Annotated in this window: 14 protein-coding genes and 1 pseudogene; 5 read left to right on the top strand and 10 right to left on the bottom strand. The window is 38.0% G+C overall.

Annotated features, from left to right (window positions below; translation table 11 throughout):
• Window positions 1–17: 17 nt before the first annotated feature.
• Complete coding sequence (locus MOO47_RS04710) at window positions 18–2,216, bottom strand: alpha-galactosidase (protein ID WP_249512318.1); 2,199 nt, start codon at window positions 2,214–2,216, stop codon at window positions 18–20.
• Window positions 2,206–4,119, bottom strand: a complete 1,914-nt coding sequence (locus tag MOO47_RS04705) for a PTS sugar transporter subunit IIA (RefSeq protein WP_249512317.1) — start codon at window positions 4,117–4,119, stop codon at window positions 2,206–2,208. The genes MOO47_RS04710 and MOO47_RS04705 overlap by 11 nt, the downstream gene beginning before the upstream one ends.
• A 155-nt stretch (window positions 4,120–4,274) precedes the next feature.
• Here MOO47_RS04705 and MOO47_RS04700 point away from each other — a divergent pair, with 155 nt between their 5' ends.
• Both MOO47_RS04700 and MOO47_RS04695 read left to right on the top strand, forming a co-directional pair.
• Window positions 4,275–5,168 carry an AraC family transcriptional regulator gene (locus tag MOO47_RS04700; protein WP_249512316.1) on the top strand — a complete coding sequence of 298 codons (894 nt, stop codon included), beginning with the start codon at window positions 4,275–4,277 and terminating at the stop codon, window positions 5,166–5,168.
• Window positions 5,169–5,214: 46 nt separating this feature from the next.
• A pseudogene (locus MOO47_RS04695) lies at window positions 5,215–6,243 on the top strand (NAD(P)H-dependent glycerol-3-phosphate dehydrogenase); the annotation flags it as partial.
• Window positions 6,244–6,292: 49 nt separating this feature from the next.
• Here the strand turns inward: MOO47_RS04695 and MOO47_RS04690 are convergent.
• The 5 genes from MOO47_RS04690 to MOO47_RS04670 all read right to left on the bottom strand — a co-directional run bounded on the left by MOO47_RS04690 (window position 6,293) and on the right by MOO47_RS04670 (window position 10,605).
• On the bottom strand, window positions 6,293–6,769 hold the full coding sequence (locus MOO47_RS04690; protein WP_249512314.1) for a universal stress protein: 477 nt from the start codon (window positions 6,767–6,769) through the stop codon (window positions 6,293–6,295).
• Window positions 6,770–6,788: 19 nt separating this feature from the next.
• Window positions 6,789–7,889, bottom strand: coding sequence for a carboxylate--amine ligase (locus MOO47_RS04685; protein WP_396022015.1), 1,101 nt, complete (start codon window positions 7,887–7,889; stop codon window positions 6,789–6,791).
• Between the two features lie 334 nt (window positions 7,890–8,223).
• On the bottom strand, window positions 8,224–9,453 hold the full coding sequence (locus tag MOO47_RS04680; RefSeq protein ID WP_249512313.1) for a metallophosphoesterase family protein: 1,230 nt from the start codon (window positions 9,451–9,453) through the stop codon (window positions 8,224–8,226).
• A 62-nt stretch (window positions 9,454–9,515) separates the two neighbouring features.
• Window positions 9,516–10,034 (bottom strand): GNAT family N-acetyltransferase, encoded by a 519-nt coding sequence (locus tag MOO47_RS04675; RefSeq protein ID WP_249512312.1) that lies wholly within the window; start codon window positions 10,032–10,034, stop codon window positions 9,516–9,518.
• A gap of 70 nt (window positions 10,035–10,104) precedes the next feature.
• Complete coding sequence (locus tag MOO47_RS04670; protein ID WP_249512311.1) at window positions 10,105–10,605, bottom strand: hypothetical protein; 501 nt, start codon at window positions 10,603–10,605, stop codon at window positions 10,105–10,107.
• 237 nt (window positions 10,606–10,842) lie between these two features.
• On the opposite strand from MOO47_RS04670, the gene MOO47_RS04665 reads away from it, so the two are divergent.
• The gene (locus MOO47_RS04665) at window positions 10,843–12,696 is read left to right on the top strand and encodes a beta-glucoside-specific PTS transporter subunit IIABC (protein ID WP_249512310.1); all 1,854 of its coding nucleotides are present in this window, start codon (window positions 10,843–10,845) and stop codon (window positions 12,694–12,696) included.
• Window positions 12,697–12,749: 53 nt separating this feature from the next.
• Here MOO47_RS04665 and pepF read toward each other — a convergent pair whose 3' ends face one another.
• Together pepF and MOO47_RS04655 are read right to left on the bottom strand one after the other, a co-directional pair.
• The gene (gene pepF, locus MOO47_RS04660) at window positions 12,750–14,549 is read right to left on the bottom strand and encodes an oligoendopeptidase F (protein WP_249512309.1); all 1,800 of its coding nucleotides are present in this window, start codon (window positions 14,547–14,549) and stop codon (window positions 12,750–12,752) included.
• A gap of 20 nt (window positions 14,550–14,569) precedes the next feature.
• Window positions 14,570–15,055: a universal stress protein gene (locus tag MOO47_RS04655; protein ID WP_249512308.1), complete on the bottom strand. Its 486-nt coding sequence runs from the start codon at window positions 15,053–15,055 to the stop codon at window positions 14,570–14,572.
• 172 nt (window positions 15,056–15,227) lie between these two features.
• Between MOO47_RS04655 and MOO47_RS04650 the strand changes: the two genes are divergently transcribed.
• Window positions 15,228–16,040 carry a tyrosine-protein phosphatase gene (locus MOO47_RS04650; protein ID WP_249512307.1) on the top strand — a complete coding sequence of 271 codons (813 nt, stop codon included), beginning with the start codon at window positions 15,228–15,230 and terminating at the stop codon, window positions 16,038–16,040.
• Window positions 16,041–16,055: 15 nt separating this feature from the next.
• On the top strand, window positions 16,056–16,997 hold the full coding sequence (locus MOO47_RS04645) for a nucleoside hydrolase (protein ID WP_249512306.1): 942 nt from the start codon (window positions 16,056–16,058) through the stop codon (window positions 16,995–16,997).
• 53 nt (window positions 16,998–17,050) lie between these two features.
• Here MOO47_RS04645 and MOO47_RS04640 read toward each other — a convergent pair whose 3' ends face one another.
• A complete protein-coding gene (locus tag MOO47_RS04640) occupies window positions 17,051–17,845 on the bottom strand; it encodes a WxL domain-containing protein (RefSeq protein ID WP_249512305.1) in 795 nt (264 codons plus the stop codon).
• Between the last annotated feature and the right edge of the window lie 93 nt (window positions 17,846–17,938).

Here is a 17,938-nt window from a genome sequence, read left to right as displayed (position 1 = left end):
AGCTGCCATAATTCCTCCTATACCGCACTAATAACAAGCATTTGTGCTTGAAAATCGCCAGCAGTTTGTTGTACTGGTAAAATTAAACCGGCATTCATCAGTTCATCACCGTAATAAATTTCTTTATATCCATTAATTTTATATTGCCAATCTGGACATAATCCGCGGAAATAAAGCCTTTTTTCACTAGATTGAGGCATATTAAAAAGTTGATATCGTGCCGCAATAGCTTGCTTTTGATCCGCACTGACCACTTGCCAACTAATCACATTGTGATCGTCAGTAAACGGACTCTGCAAACGATAAAATGTACCGTATTGAAATAATTGTCGATATTTTTTATAAAAAGCAACTTGCTGTTTAATTTGTTTCACTTCGGTTGCTGTTAATTTAGTAATATCTAATTCATAACCAAAATCACCGAAATAAGCAACTTTGGCCCGCATATCCAAACTTGTTTGCCGACCAACTTGATCATTAGGAACCGCGGAAACGTGCGCCCCCATCATGGATAGCGCATAGCCATAAGAAGTACCATATTGAATCTTCAAACGTTCCACAGCATCTGTATCATCGCTAGTCCAAGCTTGTGGCGCATAATACATCAACCCTAAATCAAAGCGTCCGCCACCTGATGCACAAGATTCAAATAAAACTGCCGGAAAAGCTTGTGTCAACTTAGCATACAACTGATAAACACCTAAAATATAACGATGGCCTAATTCTTGTTGTTGCTGGGCTGGAAAAGCCGGACTGAAAAATTCCGTAATATAGCGATTCATATCCCATTTAATATAATCCAACTGCGTAGCCTTAATAACTTTACACATCATGTTGAATAAGCAATCCACGACTTGCGGTTGCGTCAAATCCAAAACATATTGATGACGCGAAGGCGTCATTTTACGACCCGGCACATGAATGACCCATTCTGGATGTGCTTGATATAACTGACTATCAAGCGAGATCATTTCTGGCTCAAACCATAAACCAAATTGTAAGCCACGTTCATGAATTTTTGCTGCTAAATGTTCAACTCCTTGAGGTAGCTTTCGTATATCACTAAACCAATCCCCCAAAGAAGTCGTATCGTCATCACGATGCCCAAACCAACCATCATCTAGTACTAATAATTCAATACCTAATTCTTTAGCTTGATCGGCAAACGCCAACAATTTTTGCTCATCAAAATCAAAATAAGTTGCTTCCCAATTATTAATCAAAATCGGGCGCGCTTTTTTAGCAAACTGCTGGTTTACCAGATGTTGCTGATAAAAATCAGTTAGCTGCTGGCTTAATTGATTGAAACCATTATCCGTGTACGAAACCAACGCTTCTGGTGTTTGAAAACTTTCCCCAGGCGCTAATTGCCAAGCAAACTCAGTCGGATTAATTCCTACTAAAATGCGACTAGTCTGAAATTGATCCACTTCAATACTATCCAAAAAATTCCCTGAATAAATCAAATTAAAACCGTATACACTGCCTTGATCTTCTGTAGTTTGCTTGCGAGCAAGCATCATAAAAGGATTTTGTTGGTGACTAGAAGCTGTCCGCAAACTACCAATACTTTGTACGCCTGAACGCAATGGGGTTCTTTGCAAATGTCGCTCACGCGCCCATGCACCTGAAAATTGCATCAAATCATACGCGCTATCAGGTAAATCCAGCTGTAAACTATAAGCGCGTTGCAACATAACTGTTTGCGCACTTTGATTAACAAATTTAGCACTCCGTACCAACACATCTTGCGCCACAAAAACGCTATAATTGAGCACCAATTCTAATTGACCTACGTCATCTTTTAAATAAATGATCAGCGTGTCAACAGTCGTCTTTTCCCCAAAAGTTGCTGGTAAATCAGGTAGAGCTTGCTTACCATGCATAATTTTATAATGATCATATCTAAAATCGGAAATGCGGTTGCCGTCCGGATACTCCACTTGAAATGCAAAATCACGAAAATCACCGCGCCCCAGACTACTATATTCTTGCTTAAGATTGTCTAATTGCAGTTTAGGATACTCATCTGACCAAGAAGCAGTAGCATCTTTTTCCACATGCTCCGTCAAATTAAAATACTGCGGACGATCATGAATACGCGCTCCATAATAAACCTGTTCTAAATAACCATTTTCCAGCACATGCATGACATAACTCGTATGCGCAGTCTGCAAGTGAAAATATTGGGTTTGTTCATTAACATTAATTGTCATCTTGTCGCTCCTTTATTGTTTGCACCTGAAAAATATCTTGTTGCATTTGAACACTTTGTCCAACGGCAACCGTTAATTCGAATTTAGCGACTTTACTAGGATTTAAAATCGTTACTAGTACTGTATCGTCTAAGCCAGCTTTTTTAATCAGCTGATCATCAAAGTGCAACAATGTGTCGCCTGCTTGGACTTGCTGACCATTTTCCAAACTTGAACTAAAGCCACGACCATGTAATTTAACTGTATTGATCCCGACGTGTACTAAGACTAACAATCCATCAGCTGTAACAATTCCAACAGCATGCTTAGTGGGCAAAACCAAGCGTACTTGTCCGGAAACAGGCGCTGTAACTACGTTTTCATCTGGTGAAATCGCCAATCCCCGTCCTACATTGCCACTGGCAAATTCTTTATCACTGACATCCTGCAAAGAACGCGTCACCCCAGCAACAGGTGCAGTAATAATAGTTGTACTATCAGTCGATAGAGCTGTTTTTGCTGTATCTTGTCCCCAAGTTTTTTCTAATTGATCAACGATTTTGGCATGAACAGTTTCTGTTAAAGTAACTTTCTTCACGAAAATCATAATTGCAATCAATAATAGTACAATTGGAACTGCTAACATACATACTTTGAATTTCCAGGCATCAGCATTCGTAATTGAACTAACTCGTGCATTACCGGACATGTGCGCAATGATAACAATAATAGAAACCAAACCATTTACAATGGCAGAAGCTAATTTATCAATCAATGGTCGCACCGATAATACCAATGATTCATCGCGATGATGTAATTTCAATTGTCCGTATTCTACAGTATCTGTCATCGTCAACATGATGACTAAAAATAAAAGTGGTTGCGGAGCAGCAGTAATAGCGGCGCCGGCAACTGACAAGATAGACGAGTTATCCGCAAAAAACAGCAATACTAATCCGACAATCATTATTAAACCGCCGATTACAAATACTTTGCGCCGTTGAAATTTATGAGCTAGACTAGGAAATAATGCCACAGAAATCATGCCAATAATAAAATTAGTTGTGCCATAAACGGTGAATTTTTCTGAATCTCCTAAAATGAATGTGAAATAGTAAAGCAACAACGCATTAACTAACCCCCACGCCATCTCAAAGAAAAAGTGGGTGATCGCTGACCACATTAATTGATCATTTTTGAATAAAATACTAAAGACATCTTTAGTACTCGTATTTTGTTTATTGGTTCGTAAAGCTGTTTTTTGTTCTTTAGTGCCAAAACCAATGATACAAGCACCTAAAATCGATAGAATAGCGGTAATAATCCCAAAAGCCAGCCAACCTCGTTTATCGCCTTGACCTTCGTTATAATGAACAGAGAAAAACAAAGCAATTGGCACGACAACTAAAGTTACAATATTGCCACCTAATGTCGAGCCAAAACGACCCCAAGTACTTAATGTATCACGTTCTTCAGAATCTAAAGTTAATGCTGGCACCATTGACCACAAGCCGATATCTTTAAACGAATAAAAAATATCCATGATAATATAAATGACCGCAAAAACTACAATATATAAAAATGGATTTTTTGTCGCTAATCCGCCCATATCAGTATATAGTAAAACTAAAGTAATCCCGGAAACGACAGCCCCAACAATGACCCATGGCTTAAATTTCCCCCAACGTGTTTGTGTTTTATCCACGGTATTGCCAATAAATGGGTCAATAAATAACTCAATAATCCGAATCACAACCATTGTGGTGGTAACAATTCCAATCATTTGATTATTAAAACTATTATCTTTCGTAATAAACAAATGATTTGTGATGAACATGATAAAATAAGTTAACATCGCGGCTGCAAAAAAGTCATGTCCAAACGCTCCTAACAGATATGAAATCCGCGTTTTATATTTTGCCATAATGCCCTCCAATTAAATGTTTTCATAAATTATCGGCCTTAATTTCTTAGAACTAGATATCTATACTTAAAATTGTAAGCCTTTACATCTAAAAAGATAGTTAGTTATTAGTCTAAAAATAGACGATTTGTGCAATTAAAGAGGATAAATTACTCATGCAAAAAATCATTAATATTTTCCATCAATATAAACGCCCCAAGCAGGATCTAGCTTTGTCGCGCACTGGCATTGCCCAAACTTTGCCAGGCCATAGCTATGGTCCAGCCATACGTCAAGATTATATTATTCACATTATTTTGCGTGGCAACGGCGTTTTCACAGCTAATAACCAACGTTATCATTTGCGCGCTGGGCAGGGTTTTATTATTTTTCCTGCCGAAATAACTTTTTATCAAGCCAGCCAAAAACAACCGTGGGAATATTTATTTTTTAGTTTTTCAGGTCAAAAAGCTCGTGATTACTTGCAGGAAATTGGTTTCACGCAAAAACGACGTGTTTTCAACGTTCACCAACTAGATATTTTTGAACAATTGATTCACCAAAGCTTCCATTTTCGCCACAAAAATATCGCCGATGACCTGCAATTAACGGGCTTATTATATCAACTGTTGGCGCAACTAAATCAAAGCAGTACAAAAGATATCCGCTTTTTAAATACTAAAACGTATCTGAGTGATTGTACGCAAAAAACAATTCAATATATGGGCACCAATTTTCAGAAATCTTTAACCATTGAAAATATCAGTCATAGCATTGGCTTTGAGCGCTCGCACTTAACTAAAGTGTTCAAAAAAGATACTCAAATGACGCCCAAACATTACTTAACAAGGCTGCGTGTGGACTATGCGTTAGATTTATTGAGTACGACAGATCTTTCAGTAGCAACTATTGCTAACCAATCCGGTTTTGCGAGCACTGATGTGTTTATTCGCTCATTTAAGCACTTATTTGCGACGACGCCTAAGCAGTTTCAGCAAACACAATTGCATAATAAGGATCTTTATCAAACCGCACAACCACACTTTAGCGCCTTGGATTTATCGCTGTAGATAGCTTAAGCTGCTGATTTAAGGTACACTTAAAGAAGCAAAAAAAGTAAAGGACAAACAAATGAAGAATAAGATTGCTGTTTTAGGCGCTGGCTCATGGGGTAGTATTCTCGCCAGTGTCTTAGTCCAAAACGGTCATGATGTGTCTTTATGGACACGCCACACCGATCAAGCTAACGAAATTAACCAAAAACACACTAATCAACGTTATTTAAAAAATTATCAATATCCTAGCAATTTAAAAGCGACTGCTGACTTGAAACAAGCTTTAACTGCTGCACAAATTATTTTATTTAGTGTACCGACGCCTGCTATTCGCGATGTTGCTACTCAAGTAGCTAAAATCCTGCAAGAGCAGAATAATCAACCACTAATTGCTCACGCCAGCAAAGGTTTGGAGCAAAATACACATTTGCGTATCTCCCAAATTTTAGAAATCGCAATTCCACAATCACAGTGCCAAGCAATTGTAGCTTTATCGGGTCCCAGTCATGCTGAAGAAGTGGCACGCCAAGATCCTACACTTATCACTGCAGCAAGCACTGACTTAGATGCGGCTAAACGTATTCAAGATGTTTTTATGAATAATTATTTTCGTGTCTATACCAATACCGACTTAATCGGCGTCGAAATTGGCGCTGCTTTGAAAAATGTAATCGCCTTAGGTGTAGGTGCATTACATGGTTTAGGTTATGGTGACAACGCCAAAGCAGCACTGATGACGCGCGGTTTGGCAGAAATCTCACGATTGGGTGTAGCGCTTGGTGCCAATCCTCTGACTTTTACTGGTTTGTCTGGGGTCGGCGATTTGATTGTCACTTGTACCAGCGTACATTCACGCAATTGGCGCGCTGGTGATCAAATTGGGCGCGGTCAAAATCCTGCCGACGTAATTGCAAATATGGGCATGGTCGTGGAAGGTGTCAAAACTTGCCAGTCAGCCTATGAGTTAGCCCAGCAAGAAAACATTGAAATGCCGATTGTAGAAGCAACTTATGATGTTTTATATAATCACGCCAACATCGATAAAGTTGCTGCCGATTTAATGCAACGAGAAGGTAAAGCTGAACTCTAATTAACCACAAAAAAAGATCTTTCTGAAATTCAGAAAGATCTTTTTTGTTTTAACGTACGACAATCACACTAACTGGCGAATATTCAACAATACCTTCTGCCTGTGAACCAACTGTCTTACCTAAGAATTTTTTGGTTTCGGAACCAACAATAATTAAATCTGGCTCAAAATCAGGTACAACTTTCTCCATAATGACATGATCTGGTTGACCTTCTGTTAAAATTGGTTTGATGTGCTCAACACCATAATCTTGCGCTTTTTTCACATACAGCAACAAATCATGTGCTACTTGCAAACGCTTGTTTTCCATTGAATCAGGTGACAAGCTCTCAAAAACATTGATATCTTTAGTTTCTAGAACTGCGACAATGCCCAGCTCCATTGAATTATTGCGTGCCACTGTACAAGCATAATTAAATGCCCGCTCTGAAGAAGTAAAATCATCAATATCAACTGCCACCAATGCGCGCTGATATTCTACCGTTTCAACATGATAATTACGTAATTGTGTACTATTTGGTTTCACCCAAAGTGCCTCCTACTAATTATAAATTTTGACCCTTATTTTCTTCAAAGTAGCGCTTAAAACGCCCATTATAACGATAAAACATATAATCCATCAATAACCAGCGCTTAAAATTCATGTCTTCTTTAAAGAAAACTGTAGTGCCGTAACGATCTTGACGCAAGAGTTCGAGAGCAACTTCTTTGTATTCATTTTCTAGAGCATACTTCTTGAAGACTTTCTTCGGTACACCCAACCATAGCTTATATTGTGCTTTATTACGATTGCCATAAACTGTAGCACGTGCATCCAATTCACCAGTCACATAGTCATCAATCACATATTGTGCCAAGTTATAGCCGTTTAAAGTAACGTAAAAACTACTACGTCCCTGACGTAAATTAATTTCAAATAGTTTGAATTCTTGCGTTTGATCATCAAATTTCATATCAAAGTTAGCAAAACCAGTGAAATTGATTTCTTCCAGAAAACGTTGAATTACGTCATATAATTTTTGGTTGTATTCCGGCAAAATAGCAACATAATTACCAATAGCTTGTGGCGTTGGATCTTCTAACAGAGGGTGCCCCAGACACATCATTTTAACATGGTGATTTTGATCCACGTAAGCATTTAGCACTCGCATATGCGAATCATCACCACCAATAAATTCCTGCAAAATCAGATCAGAAGTATAACCATTGTCATAGATTTTACCGACAATATCATTAAATTCAGCTTCATCCTGGATAATAAAGGCTTTTTTACGACCTTCAAAATGGATATCTAACCATTCCACACTATTAGCCGGTTTCAATGCTACTGGATAATCAAAAGGCACTGTTAAATCTTTATCTTGATACATTTTCTTTGTGATAATTTCAGTTTCAGGGTGGGGTAAATTATATTCTTCACAAATTTTATAAAAAGATTCTTTATTGTTCAATTTACGCAACAAATCATATTCCACGTAAGGGCAAATGAAAGTTTGCGATAATTCGGCTTTATGCTTAGAGATCAGCTCCGCATAACCATCACCCATCGCCAACAAAATAACCGGCTCATCATGATCGGCATATTGCTTAGCAATCTCGCGCATTGTCTCGATGAAAGTCGGATCCTCCGTAAAACCAGCATGCAAACTAACATTAATGATTTTAGAATATCTAGTTGGTGCTAAAGCAGCTTCTGCGTATGCTTGTACGGGCTTTTTAGTAATATCATAAAATGAACGTGCAAAACCATATGCATTAATGTCGCTACCTAAAATAATGGGTGTGAAGTTGAGTGTACTCTGAGTATTAATAATAATTCACGTTCCTTTTTTAAAGTCGAAAGTTGACTTAGTAATTTTCGTTCTTTTGCTATTAGACAGTAACAGAATTAGTGCAAAAAAACACTAACCCCAGTGATACATCGTAACATATAACAATATATTAACAAACCCCTCACTAAAAACCAGATCAAAATTATAATTAAAACGAGATTTGCCGCCAAAAACTTGCTGCACCATAACCGAATAAATTCAAAGTATGCTTATTTGGATCAAGGGCAATTACGTAACCTGCAAATTCATTCGCCTTATCTTTTTTACGATTCCAAGATCGATTATACATAGTGGTTAAGCCGTGATTATTGCCCATCAAAGCCGACACATTTAACAAAATATACGCAATGCCGTCCACTGTGAATTGATCTTCGATGTGGCGATGACCACAAATATACGCTAAAACTCGTCCACTGCCATGGTCTCTAAAATCAAATTGCAAATCTAAGGAAAAATTATCATCTTTTTCTTCGTGTTGCAACCGCCCCGCTAAGCCTGCGTTAAATGCCTTTAATAAGTCGTGTAAAGCTTTACCATTATATTGCAAGGCATTTTGGCCATTAGATTTAATCAAATTGCCATGACCGAGCACCAAAATTTGTTTATCTTCAGAATTTTCTAAAATGGCAATAATTTCAGTCAATTGTTGTTGTCGCAAGCCCATCACCAATTTATGATCATATTGCTTTTTGCCAGTTTCATCTACTTTATAGGGCACGTCACAAGTATTAATTAACACAACACGCATATTGGCTTTATCAAAATAGCTCACCCCAAAATTACGCGATAGATACTTAATTTTTTGTTGCTGATACATTTTTTGCCAAACTGTAGTAAAAAATGTATTTTCCGTAAAAGTTGCGTGCTGCAACCAGGTATGTTCGTCATATTTATCATGCTCGTCATGGTTGCCCTTCGCAATCAAAAACGGCGTATCCTGCTGAACAAATTGTGTAGTAACTAATTGCAACATTTGCTGATCAATAAATGGATCATCACTGCCATCAATAATATCGCCTAAATGCACCAGCAAATCCAGCGGCACAAAGTTATTCAAAACCAAAAACTCCATAATATGTTGCAAACCATTGAAGCCATAGTAGCTATTGCTGTCGGTAAATTTAATATGTGTATCTGTAATAGCACCTATAATTAAAGAATCCGGGCTTATACATTGCTTGATATCATAAGCAAATTTTTGCAAATATCGCGTTGCCCAGAGCCGCGGCATAACTGGTATTTTTCGAAAATCAAGTTGATGCAAATAGCGATATAAAGGCAGTCCCCCATCTTTAGGCCAGTGAATATAATAAGGAAAATGAATCTGTTTCCAATAATTTTCATCAGCTGAACTCTGTCGAACCTGTCTGTTAGTCAATCTTAATTAGTCCCCCAAAAACAAAATAGATCCAGACGCATCGTCTCGATCTATTTATAATATTAAACAAAACATTGATAAGCTACGCACGGCTTTTGGTCATTGTTATAAATAACGCCGCACTCTTGAAAACCATTTTTAGTGATAACATGCTGCATAGCCAAATTATCCAGATGTGTATCAATCCGAATATCCGAAAAATCTAAGGCCACAGCAGCCGAAATTAAGTGTTGAATAAAAATAGAAGCTAAACCTTCGCCTTGGTGTCCCTTAGCAATCGCTACTCGATGCAAAATTGCGTAACGTTCCTTAGAATCTGGACGCCATTGACCTTCATGGATTTGATCATAACTGGCTTCGCCTTGGGTTTCCAAAGCTGCTACACCAACAACCTTGCCATCTTTGACCAAAAAATAAGCAATGCCACGATCAATATCATCCTGCAAAATGGCTTGATCTGGATAGCCCTCTTGCCAAAGATCTACACCACGACCTTTTAAAACGGTCTTTGCCTCTTCAATAATGGCAGTTACAGTAGCTAATTCATTGGATTGCACTTTACGCAAATGTGTGATTGGCATTGTATTATCCCTCCTGCAAATTTAGACACCGAGACATATTAACGAAATCACCACTAAAATGCAACCAAAATCATGCGTTTTTTTGCTGCCATTTACCTACCGCATGCGCAGCCAAAGCAACTGATAAAACCGCATCCGGTGATAAATTATTGCGCACATCACTCATGATGGTATTGGAAGCCACTGCCCCGATTACTTCTAGCGCATATTCAATTAAGTGCAAGTCAACTTGCACATCATAATTTTCGGTGAAATAAGGATTTTCATGATTGTAAGAAAAATTGATTTCACTATTGATAAAACTACCATCAACGTGATTAACCAAAACTCGATCCGCTAAATCAGCCAAAACCTGCTCAGAATTATGCAAAGTCAAACGATGGTCGGATTCATTTTCATAATAATCTTCTTCAGTCATTGTTAAATAATCTTGAACCGGCTGACGTAAAACTGCCAAATTATCCAGCAATTCATAGACTTTTTGCACATCTAAATACTGCTTGTGCGCCACAATTTGTTCAACATTGTCTTCCAGCCAATCGGCTAACTGGCTTACTTTATCGGACTTCATCCATTTTCCTCCCGAAACATCTCTTCGATGATTATAACTGTTTTTCATAAGTGATGCTAGGGCAACTGCTCAAATTAGATCTATGAAAAAGTCATTTAATTTTTCACTAATTACTAAAAATTGAATTCGTTTTCAAAATTAAATTGCTAATCATACGGTATTAGTATAAAATGAAAAAATCGTAGTTGACCACTAACCTAATGAACTAAATATTGATACTTTGAGGTGTAGAAAAAAATGGATGCAAATAAATTAGCCAAGCAGATCCTTGATCTGGTTGGTGGCGATGGCAACATCAATGCTGCGTGGCATTGCGCTACGCGTTTACGTTTCACTTTAAAAGACGTCAACAAAGCCAAAACTGAGGAAATAGACAATTTAGACGATGTCATTACAGTTGTACAAGCCGGCGGGCAATATCAAGTCGTCATTGGTAATGACGTTGGCAAAGTTTATGATGCTTTAGTTGCTATTGATTCACGTTTAGGTGAAGGGCAAGATGATAGCACTGCCACAGCAGATCAACCTAAATCAAAATGGTCAATTAAAGGTGCTTTTAACGGTTTTGTTACATTCATATCAGGTGCATTCACGCCATTTCTTGGTGCAATGGCTGGTGCTGGTATTCTGAAAGGTTTGTTGGCTTTATTCGTAGCCCTTCACTGGATGACACCAAAAAGTGGAACTTACTTAATATGGTATGCAGCTGCTGATGGTATTTTTTACTTCTTACCTGTCGTTTTAGCCTTTACAGCGGCTAAGCAATTAAAAGTCAATCAATTCGTCTCCGTGGCAATTGCGATGGCTTTGGTTTATCCGACTTTTTCAAACACTCATCTACATTTGAATTTTCTGTCGATACCAGTGCAATCAGCAACTTATACGACAACCGTTATTCCGATTTTGTTGGTTGTTGTTGTCCAGAAATTTCTTGAACCGCTATTCGATAAATTCTGGCACGAATCAGTCCGAAATATCCTGACGCCACTATGTTTATTAATGATTTTAGTTCCCTTGACATTACTAATCGTTGGTCCAATCAGTAACGCTATCAGTGCTTTCTTAGCCGGCGTCGTAACTATACTTTATAAAGCAGTGCCAGCATTATCTGGACTTGTTTTAGGTGGTTTATGGGAAGTATTTGTTATCTTTGGTGTCCATTGGGCCTTTGCACCAGTGATGATGAACAACTTGCAACAATTTGGTTATGATCCGCTAATGCCAATCTTATTACCAGCTGTTTTATCACAAGCAGGTGCTGCTTTAGGTGTCTTTTTAAAAGCCAAAGACGATAAAATGAAAGGTTTAGCAGGTTCTAATGTAATTACAGCTATTTTTGGGATTACCGAACCAACCGTTTATGGTATTACTTTGAAACTCAAGAAGCCTTTCTACTGTGCTGTTATCGGTGGTGGTATTGGTGGTGCAATCGTTGCTTTTTCTGGTGTACATGCCAATGTTGTTGGTTTAGCAAGTATCTTGTCCATTCCAACATTCATCAGTAAAGGTTTACCGCTTTCTCTAGTTGGGGATGCTGTAGCATTCATCTTAGCTGCTGTTTTGACTTATTTCTTTGGCGGTGTAAATAATAAATCCACTAAAGATGCTGCCCCAAAAGCTGCTACTAATGATGGTGAAACAGCTTTAATGGCCCCTGTTAAGGGTATCGTGTTGCCACTTTCTGATGTTAATGATCAAGTTTTCGCTTCTGAAGCTATGGGTAAAGGGATTGCTATTGTACCCGAAGATAATGTTGTCACATCTCCAATTTCTGGAACTATCAGTGTCGCTTATCCAACAGGTCATGCTGTGGGTATTACGGGTGATGATGGTGTCGAAGTGCTCTTGCATCTTGGTATTGATACGGTCAACTTGAACGGCGAACATTTTAAGATGTTAGTTGAAAAAGGTCAGCAAGTAGCTGCTAGTACACCATTGATTGAATTTGATTATAAAGCAATCAAAGATTCTGGTTATGACAACACTGTCATGATGATCATTACTAACTCTAAAGATTATGATTTTCATTTCAGTGAAGACACACAAGCTGACAATAACGATTTGATTGATGTTACACCAAAAGCTGAATAAATTGAAAACACTAAAAAAAGCGATCCGTTTAATAGCGGGTCGCTTTTTTTATATTATAATAATTTTTCTAATTCTTCTAAGCGCTGTTCAAAAACAGCAAATGCTTGGCGCAAATAATCCGGTTTAGTCATATCTACACCCGCAGCATTCATAATCTCAAGCGGATATTTAGAACTGCCCGCTTTTAAATAATCCAAATATTTAATTTGTGCTACAGCATTATTGTGCACTAAATTCTGACTTAAAGCACTAGCAGCCGCAAAACCAGTTGCATACTGATAAACATAATAATTCATATAAAAATGTGGTATGCGCGCCCATTCCAAAGCAATTTGCGGATCATTAACGACATCAATGCCATAATAACAGGCATTCAAATCGCCGTAATATTGTGACATAAACTCTGCAGTTAACGGCTTACCTTGAGCATCAGCTTGATGAATAAAATGCTCAAACTCCGCAAATTGCGTCTGACGAAAAACAGTCCCCTTAAAGCCGTCTAAATAATAATTCAAGACGTACGCACGGATGTGTGGATCAGATTGCGTCTGCAATAAATATTCTGTTAATAAATTTTCATTGGTAGTCGATGCAATTTCTGCCAAAAAAATCGGATAATCACCATAAACATAAGGTTGCGTATTGCGCGTGTACCAGCTGTGCACGCTGTGCCCCGTTTCATGAACCAATGTATATAAATTATCCAAGTTATCTTGCCAATTTAACAAAATATATGGCGGGGTATCATAAGAACCGCCAGAATATGCTCCGGAACGCTTGCCTTGATTTTCCACTACATCAATGTAACGATGCTCAAAAATTTCTTGGACACGTTGCAAATAATCTACACCTAATGGCTGCAAAGCTTGTTTGGCTGTTTGTTTAGCCTGGGCCAGTGTATATTTGATAGGTGCCTCACCCACTAATGGTGTATATAAATCATACATGTGTAATTCTGGTAATCTTAAAACTTTTTTACGTAATTTAACATAACGATGCAACAAATCTAGATGATCATTGACTTCCGTTATTAAAGTATCATAAACGACTGGTGGGATTTGATTTTGCGCTAATGCAGCTTGTCGCGCACTAGCATAATGATGAACTTTAGCATAATAATTATTCTTTTTAACTTCACCTGCCAAAGAAGACGCTAAAGTATTTTTAAATTGACCATAAACTTGGTACAATGCAGCAAAAGCTTGCTTACGCACCTCAGGTGCAGATGATTCCAGCAAAATGCCATACACACTATCAGATAATTGCACCGAATGACCTTGCACATCCTGGATTTCCGGAAATTGTAGATCGGCATTCGTCAATACATTAAAGACATTGCTACCCGTATTGAAAATATCGCTAGCACCGGCAAGCAAAGCTTCTTGTTCTGCATTTAAAACATGATCACGCTTATTAGTAATCTGTGCAATAAAATGCTGATATATTTGCAATTGCGGTTCCTGCAAATATTGCTGCAAAGTTTCCGTATCAATGTTTAAAATGGCAGGCTCCAAAAAGGCGGTTGCAGAACTAACTTGTGCCACTAGGGCATCAGCTTGAGCCTGGTAGCCTTGATAATGATTATTTTTGGTGTCTTGATCACTCTTCAAGCTGGCATAAACATAGACTTTTTCTAATTGGCGATAAAGTTGCAGTACTGCTGTAATTTCTTGCGCCAGTTGACTAGCAGAATCAATCAGCGTTCCAGCTAATTCACCAATCTGTGCTGTATGTTCTTGTACTTGTAATAAAGCTTTTTCAAAATCTACATCATCAGCAAAAACTTTTGTAGTATCCCATGTCAACTCCACGGGAACTTCCGATCGCAAGGGTAATTGTTGCACTTCGTCCATCAAGGATCCTCCGACAATAATTATTTATTTGTTTTTTCAGGAATAGTTTTATTATCTAAATCCGTTTTTACCACGATTACATCAACGGGTGCATTGCGTGTCACATAAGAAGACACTGATCCCACTAGCAAGCGTTCCACAGCATTCAACCCAGTAGCACCAATGATAATCAAATCATCATGATGATCTTTGAGAAAATCAAAAGAAATAATTGTTTTTGGATCACCAAAGCGCACGTGAATGTTGATTTTATCAGCATCTAAGCCGTCAGCAATCATCTGTTCTTGCAATTGTTGCAAATAATTCTGTGTATCTTCAGTAATTTCGTAAATAATATCCCCAGTCAACATCCCACCATACGCACCGACAAATTGCCGCGTATCCAAAACATTAAGCACATCAACATCTGCCTGATTACGAATTGCTACTTGCGTGGCTTTTTTCAATGATACTTCTGATTCTTTAGAACCATCGACTGGTATTAAAATCCTACGGTATTCCTTCATGAGATCCACCCCTTTAATTACTTACGGATCAAATTTATTTCATTTAATACATTTTAATTGTAGCATACGCGCCAAAACTTAAGCACAATAGACACTTGTTATAAATTTGACTGTTCCTATGATGCCAATCTTTGATAGAATAGGTTTAATAATTTATTGGAGGGACCAGTATATGCAAAATGAACGTCTCCTAAACATTAAATCGGGAATGAATTTTCGTGAATTAGGTGGCTATAAAAATAAAGAAGGTCGCCAACTTAAATATCATAAACTGGTACGTTCGGCTAGTTTGGGTAATTTATCTGACTCTGATCTGCAATATTTGACAGATTATGGTGTGCGTTACGATATTGATTTTCGTTCCATTGACGAACAAAAAAGTGTTCCAGACAAAGTACCTGATCAAGCAGAATACATTTTTGATCCAGTTTTTGATGTTGATTTGACTCAAGCTTCCAAATTTAACGAGCAAGAAGAGCAAGATCAAGGACACAAATTAGAGGGCGTTGACCGTATTCCAGCTGATGGAAATGCCGATATGCTAGAGACTTATCATGATTTAATCAATTTAGATAGTTCCAAAAAAGCTTATCGTTTGTTTTTTGACAAGTTATTAGCTAATGATCAAGATGGGCAAGCCGTTTTATTTCATTGTACAGCAGGTAAAGATCGAACCGGCATGGGTGCCATCTTTGTTCTAACGGCTCTAGATGTTGATCGTGATACTATAATTCAAGATTATTTATTAACCAATCAAGCTTCTAAACCTTTTATTGATGATCAAATTAAACAAATGCAACAAAAAAAATTAGATCCCAATCTCATTACTTCTGTGAAAGCATTATTAGCTGTTAAAACAGATTACTTGCAAGCTGCCGATGCTGCAGTGCAAAAAACATCTGGTACTTGGCAAAATTATTTACGTACTGAATTAAAGGTTACTGATTCAGAAATCAAGCAACTACAAGCAATTTATCTAGATTAATTGGAGGATCCTTTGATGGAAAAAGTTTATTTTAGTCATGACGGTGCTGTCGACGATTTTATTTCCTTATTTTTACTTTTACAAATGGAAAATGTTGAATTAATCGGCGTAGGCGCCATTGGCGCCGACAGTTATGTCGAACCGGCAGTCAGTGTCAGTCGCAAGATCATTGATCGATTCGGACACGGCGCTCAATTAGAAGTCGCACAATCTAATTCTCGCCCCGCCCATCCTTTCCCTAAAGAATGGCGTTTAGACTCTTATTCCGAGAACAATTTAGCTATTTTAAATGAACAAACTGCAATCAAAACGCCTTTAGCTGATAAATTGGCCCATGAAGATTTAGCTGATAAATTAATGCAAAGTACTGAACCTGTAACTCTAGTTATGACTGGTCCATTAAGTGATTTAGCGCGTGCTTTGAAGTTGCAGCCAGCTATCAGCACTAAAATTAAGCGCATTGTTTGGATGGGCGGTACTTTCATGGAAGCTGGCAATGTTGCAGAACCAGATTCTGACGGCACCCAGGAATGGAATGCTTTCTGGGATCCAGAAGCTACCAAAATCGTTTTCGACACTGATATCCCGATCGAAATGGTCGCCTTAGAAAGTACCATTAATGTGCCATTAACTAACTCCGTCCGTAATTCTTGGGCACAACAACATGAACACGTTGGCTTGGACTTTTTAGCCAACAGTTATGCCTTTGTACCTGAACTAAACCAATTTGAGACTAATTCCACCTATTATCTTTGGGACGTTTTAACGACTTGTTATTTCTATGATGCATCTTTAGTACAAACTAAACGTGTCAATTGTGATGTTTCAATTACTGCACCAAGTGATGGGCGGACTTTCTTAAAAGAAGATGGTCGTCCCGTAACTTTAGTTCATGACGTAGATAATGCTAGATTTTTCCAAACTATCCAGAAATTAGCTAAACGTGCAGATGATTAAATAAAAAAGTTTTCCCAACCTATTTGGTCGAGAAAACTTTTTTAATACATACTTTAATTAGATTGGGTCACATCACTAGATAGCGTCCAAGTTAAGTCAGCTATATAAGGAATTGGCTTTTCCTCATTCATTTGTAGGTGATCACTATTTGCAGCAGCTGTTTCAATGTGAACATAACCACCCTTGCTTTCAGGACCGGACGGACCAAAGTTGACCGCCGTTGTACCTCCACGTCGAGCACCCTTAACTATCCAAAAAATATTGTTATCTCCTTTAGCAGAAACAATCCCCCTTGATGTGTAAGGAACAGAAGCATCATTTATCACAGTACCTGATTTATTGTTATATACAGGCATCTGATCACCAGGATCAAAAATTGGGTTACGAGCAGGTGTAGTGGGTGCTGTTGAACTAGGATTCAGAGAAAAGCGCAAAGGCAAATCAACTTTATTACTATCAGTACTGGAATCACCATTTGCATAAAAATAACCCAGTTTGACACTTAAATTCCAGTTAAATGCAGGATCACTGACTCCAGGATCAATTCTTGCATCCGTTACAACGGCCACGCGTTGTTGCTTCTTAGAAGATATCATGTCCCCCTCAGTACCTAGTTTAACCGTCCCAAAGTCTAAGTTAGGTACTTGCACTAAAGCTAAATCGCCACTTTCAAAAGCAATTCCCGCTTTTGATGTTCCAGAATTCCCTGAAGCAGAATTAGAATCACCTAAAGCAGGCAATGCCGCATCCCCTTCAGCAGCTAATATTGGTTGTACATTGCAGACTGTATGAACCAAAAAGAGGGGCGAAATTGCACAAATCGCTCCTTTTAGTTTAAAAAAACGCATAAATTCCCCTACCTCAAAAAATAATAATAATTAAACGAACATTTATTATTATAAATTATTTAAGATAGTAGCGCAGTAACATTGTTAAAATTT

Origin of the sequence: Bombilactobacillus thymidiniphilus (genome assembly GCF_023380245.1) — a bacterium.
Taxonomy (GTDB): Bacteria; Bacillota; Bacilli; order Lactobacillales; family Lactobacillaceae; genus Bombilactobacillus; species Bombilactobacillus thymidiniphilus.
Note: the sequence above shows the minus strand (reverse complement) of the source record. Positions and strands in the feature narration are given on the sequence as shown.

Excerpts from the sequence above, each read along its gene's own strand:
- MOO47_RS04710 (WP_249512318.1), bottom strand. The coding sequence starts at position 2,216 with ATGACAATTAATGTTAATGAACAAACCCAATATTTTCACTTGCAGACT.
- MOO47_RS04705 (WP_249512317.1), bottom strand. The coding sequence starts at position 4,119 with ATGGCAAAATATAAAACGCGGATTTCATATCTGTTAGGAGCGTTTGGA.
- MOO47_RS04700 (WP_249512316.1), top strand. The coding sequence starts at position 4,275 with ATGCAAAAAATCATTAATATTTTCCATCAATATAAACGCCCCAAGCAG.
- MOO47_RS04675 (WP_249512312.1), bottom strand. The coding sequence starts at position 10,034 with ATGCCAATCACACATTTGCGTAAAGTGCAATCCAATGAATTAGCTACT.
- MOO47_RS04670 (WP_249512311.1), bottom strand. The coding sequence starts at position 10,605 with ATGAAGTCCGATAAAGTAAGCCAGTTAGCCGATTGGCTGGAAGACAAT.
- MOO47_RS04665 (WP_249512310.1), top strand. The coding sequence starts at position 10,843 with ATGGATGCAAATAAATTAGCCAAGCAGATCCTTGATCTGGTTGGTGGC.
- pepF (WP_249512309.1), bottom strand. The coding sequence starts at position 14,549 with ATGGACGAAGTGCAACAATTACCCTTGCGATCGGAAGTTCCCGTGGAG.
- MOO47_RS04655 (WP_249512308.1), bottom strand. The coding sequence starts at position 15,055 with ATGAAGGAATACCGTAGGATTTTAATACCAGTCGATGGTTCTAAAGAA.
- MOO47_RS04650 (WP_249512307.1), top strand. The coding sequence starts at position 15,228 with ATGCAAAATGAACGTCTCCTAAACATTAAATCGGGAATGAATTTTCGT.
- MOO47_RS04645 (WP_249512306.1), top strand. The coding sequence starts at position 16,056 with ATGGAAAAAGTTTATTTTAGTCATGACGGTGCTGTCGACGATTTTATT.
- MOO47_RS04640 (WP_249512305.1), bottom strand. The coding sequence starts at position 17,845 with ATGCGTTTTTTTAAACTAAAAGGAGCGATTTGTGCAATTTCGCCCCTC.